Annotated in this window: 3 protein-coding genes and 2 tRNA genes; all 5 read right to left on the minus strand. The window is 66.8% G+C overall.

The window, feature by feature from the left end; genetic code table 11:
* Positions 1-250 precede the first annotated feature (250 nt).
* Positions 251-1,057 carry a hypothetical protein gene (locus MOJ79_RS18685; RefSeq protein ID WP_241925516.1) on the minus strand — a complete coding sequence of 269 codons (807 nt, stop codon included), beginning with the start codon at positions 1,055-1,057 and terminating at the stop codon, positions 251-253.
* Positions 1,058-1,255: 198 nt separating this feature from the next.
* On the minus strand, positions 1,256-1,522 hold the full coding sequence (locus MOJ79_RS18690) for a hypothetical protein (protein ID WP_241925517.1): 267 nt from the start codon (positions 1,520-1,522) through the stop codon (positions 1,256-1,258).
* 506 nt (positions 1,523-2,028) lie between these two features.
* Positions 2,029-2,916, minus strand: coding sequence for a tyrosine-type recombinase/integrase (locus MOJ79_RS19135; protein ID WP_241925518.1), 888 nt, complete (start codon positions 2,914-2,916; stop codon positions 2,029-2,031).
* Positions 2,917-3,003: 87 nt separating this feature from the next.
* A tRNA-Cys gene (locus MOJ79_RS18700) sits at positions 3,004-3,077 on the minus strand.
* 85 nt (positions 3,078-3,162) lie between these two features.
* Positions 3,163-3,238: transfer RNA gene (locus MOJ79_RS18705), tRNA-Gly, on the minus strand.
* Positions 3,239-3,407 lie beyond the last annotated feature (169 nt).

Raw genomic sequence — 3,407 nt, forward strand, 5'->3', positions numbered from 1 at the left:
ATGCAGTTCGAGAGGGCTTGGCTTGCCGCCCAGCAAAGGCAAGCCGCGTGATGGTCTCGGCTATGGGATCCGGGAAACGCGGGCAAGGTCATAGGCCTCCTCCTTGGCCGTCAGGCTACGACGGACTGCGGGGGACCGAGCAGGGGTCGAGCAAGGGTGGTGTTGGGCATGTTGGTTCAGCATGGTTGCGTACTCCTTGGTCAGGGTGCATGCGACCTTCTCGCACCTGCAGGCTGCTTGCATGGGGCCTTCATCTAGCGCACACCAGCGCGGGCCCAGCGAGGCGGCTGCCAATGAGGGATCGGTCACGCGGCACCACGCCGGATGCGTTGAAGAGAGCGCGCTGCCGTTCGCGCATGTTTTCGAGTCCCGCGGCGATCGTCCGGGACCGCAGCATCGTGCTCAGGCGGCTGGGCTGCACTGGCATGCCCGTCACCCCTGCGGCCCCGCTGCAGATGGCATTCTCTAGATTCAGCCCGTCTGGCGGGCCTATCAACTCGCGACAAATCGGGCCAGCAGGCCCGCCGGACGGGCGTATAGGCGCCACCATAAGACCGCGCGGCGGGCCGTTGGAGGGTCTCATAGGACCGTCTGACGGGCGCACAGCCGTGGTGGCGGATCCGTCAGGCACGTAGTCGCGATACAGACCCCTGCGGAATCTGCGCGGGTCGATGTCCAGATCGTCGATGTGCTTCAGGTCGAACCACGTCACCGCGTACCACGCACGCTGCCGAGGCCAGCGCGCCTCTCGCGTGCGCACGACCAAGCCGCGATCTTCGAGGTCCGCGAGCGCGCGGCTGATCACGTCGTTGGATGTCCAGCCAAGTGCCTTGAGGCTGTTCCTGTCGGCCGTGCACCTCCCGTTCGGCGCGCTGATGGCAATGTCGATCAACAGGCACCGCGCCGGGTACGACAACGAGCGGAATGCGGCGGAGTGGATGACGTCGTACGGCAAGGCCAGGAACTGGCCCGGCACACGCTCAGCCTGGGCGTGGCGCGCTGCCGCGACGCGCGCGCGAGCGCTCTGCCGACGTTGCTGGTGGTCGCCCTTGCTCATGCTCCGCCCACAGGTCGTGAGGCCACCGCACGTGCCTCGGCGCCGACTAGCGCCGATGCGTCTGCCCACCATTGCCTACCCGGGGGCACGCTCGTCAACCCGCTCGCGCTGTGCGGAACCGCGCCGCCGCTTCGCCCGCGCAGCAGCCCGTAGACATGGGCAGCGAGCGGCGACATCTGCGTGTCCTCGACGGCGAGATCAGTCGACATGGGGCCGGCCTACCTCGGTCAGCAGGTTCGGCAGGACGCGATCGAAGATGATGGGGTCGATCAGGTCGCCCGCCGTCGTCTGGATCAGCGCCCCCGCCTGCAGCATCGCGGCCTTGCGCGTGCGCCGGAACCACTTCCAACTTTGGTCGGTGGGGAAGAGGTTCGAATACCGACGACGCGTCGCGTCGGCCTTCTCCAGGCGCTGCAGGCGCTCGGCCGTCAACGGCGTCAGCCGTCTCTCCAGGATGGTCTTCATTGCACAACAGGCTCCGTACGAAAAGAAAGGAATGCACGCCGGGTCAGGGCGGAGCGCATCGTATGAGACTGCCTGTCAAGACACCCTCGTCCAGATGCCCAAAATCCCCATCCGCAGGCCCGTTTCGGGTCGCTCGCGGGGGCGGCGTCGGCGAGCCCTAGAGCACCGACGACGGCCTTGTCGGTTGACGCCGCACGCGGTCCACGGGCCAGCAGATCAAGGGCTCTACAGAGGGAAATCGCCCTCCCATGCGCACGTGGATGGTTGACGAGGCGAGCGAATTCCTGTGGCGCGGCGTGCGCCATGGCGACCTCGCGCGAGGCGTGGAGATCGCCCGCGAAAAGGTGCGTTTGGGGTGGTAGCGGATCTCGTACCCGCGCGACGCCGAAATGCGTCTTCTCGACGCTCAGCGCTGCCGGCCGTACCCTCGCGATCCAGTCAGCGTCAGGCTACCAGCAAGCCCCCGAGTTCGGGGTATCCCGGGCTCGGGTGGGGGCCGGGTGCGTTCAGCGAAACGCTTGGTCGATCACCGCCGCGCGCGCCGCGATGTTCAAGTGCGCATACCGCGACACCATCCGCAAGGTGGTGTGTCCCAGCACGTCGGCCAGCAGCGGCGCCGACGCGCCCTTGGCGGCCAGGTGCGACGCGCAGGAGTGCCGCAGGTCGTGGAATCGGATTGCAGGCAAGCCAGCGTCCCTGAGAGCACGCTGGAAGGCGCCGTCGAAGTTGTGCGGCCTGTCTTTGCCGCTGGCGCAGCCGAAGACGAGCGTGTCGGGTTCCTTGGGCCCGATCGTCCGCAGCTCCGCGACCATGCGCTCCGTCAGGTGCGCCACGATTGGCCGTCCGTTCTTGGTGCGCGGCACGGTCGCACGCCGACCGTTGAGGTCGACGTCGCGCCAGCGCAGGCCCAGTAGCGAGCCGCGGCGCAGACCCGTCGTGAAGGCCATCAGAATGAGCACGGACAGTGGTCGCCAGCGCGCCAGTCTTGCGCAGGCGATGAGTCTTTCGACTTGGTCGGCGGTGAGGTAGACCATGCGCCCGGGGTTCTCCGGGAGCTGCTCGACGCCCACCAGCGGCGACGTCCATGCGCGCGGCACCAGCCGACGCTGACGGGCGAACTTCACCAGCGAGCCCAACGCTGAGCGATAGCGGTTGAGCGTAGACGGCGACAGCGGCTTGCCGCAGCACCGCTGCGCCCCAGCCGGGGCGCGGCCGCGGCGCAGTTGGCCGCGTGCCGCTAGACGATCCATGGCCGCTTCGACCATCTCGGCGCTGACGTCGACCAGCTCGTGTTCGCCGAGTTCGTCGCGCCAGAAATCCAAGCGTGCCGGCAGGGCTTCATCGCGGCCACTGTAGCTGGCCACGAACGCGTCGATGACGTGGGTCACCTTCACGGGACACCTCCTGATCCACACACCAACGAAACCCAACGGACTCAATCCGTTGGCTTTTCGCCGCTGACCCGGCGTGGACTAAGGAGATGGAGGCGCGGCCCGGAGTCGAACCGGGCTGAACGGATTTGCAATCCGGTGCATAACCGCTTTGCTACCGCGCCGTGTGGATCCATTCTGGCACACGCAATCAAAGCGCGCGTCGTGCCCGAAATGAACAAGGGAAGCCGAGGCTTCCCTTGAAGGATCTGGAGCGGGAAACGAGTCTCGAACTCGCGACCTCAACCTTGGCAAGGTTGCGCTCTACCAACTGAGCTATTCCCGCATCGCTTCGCTGCGGCGATCATTCGCTGCAACGAAGCTCGCATTATAGCCACACTCGCGGGCCCACGTGCAACGCCGTCCTCAGAGGCTGAGAGGCAATTGATCGCCGCAGACGCCCGTCGAGTTGGCCTCAAAGCCAGAGGAACGAACGTCACGCGGCGCTGCTGCGC

It is taken from the genome of Calidifontimicrobium sp. SYSU G02091 (assembly GCF_022631395.1).
Classification (GTDB): Bacteria; Pseudomonadota; Gammaproteobacteria; order Burkholderiales; family Burkholderiaceae_C; genus Calidifontimicrobium; species Calidifontimicrobium sediminis.

Excerpts from the sequence above, each read along its gene's own strand:
- MOJ79_RS18685 (WP_241925516.1), bottom strand. The coding sequence starts at position 1,057 with ATGAGCAAGGGCGACCACCAGCAACGTCGGCAGAGCGCTCGCGCGCGC.
- MOJ79_RS18690 (WP_241925517.1), bottom strand. The coding sequence starts at position 1,522 with ATGAAGACCATCCTGGAGAGACGGCTGACGCCGTTGACGGCCGAGCGC.